This is a genomic window from Acinetobacter sp. CFCC 11171, from assembly GCF_003268405.1.
Taxonomy (GTDB): domain Bacteria; phylum Pseudomonadota; class Gammaproteobacteria; order Pseudomonadales; family Moraxellaceae; genus Acinetobacter; species Acinetobacter amyesii.
Genome location: NZ_LQXP01000130.1, coordinates 1 through 315 on the forward strand (window position 1 = coordinate 1; position 315 = coordinate 315).

The following is a 315-nucleotide window of genomic DNA, read 5'->3' on the forward strand; positions in this document are numbered from 1 at the left end:
CATATCCATTGGCATATTTGATAGCCACCTTTTTAAAGGGAACCCATCCCAAAGAGCGCCTTGCTGATTTTTTATTGCTGACACGCCATTTCAGCTTTGCCTTTTTAAATTGCTTTCTTCGGGTGACTAATTCTTCAGTTACAGCCTGAATGGTTTGACTATGTAAATTACATTCTTTGGATGTGCCTTTCGTATATTTGGCAATATCAAAAGCAGAGAGAAATTCACCTTTCCGCTTCAAATGCCTAAACCCTAAATCATTGACATAATTCCAGACGAAGTTCACTTCTGATGCTAGTTGGTCTAACACCTTGC

The 315-nt window shown here is 39.0% G+C and carries 1 pseudogene; it reads right to left on the bottom strand.

Annotation, left to right across the window (positions count from 1 at the left end):
• Positions 1–315, bottom strand: a pseudogene (locus AVJ20_RS18535) (RNA-guided endonuclease TnpB family protein); the annotation flags it as partial.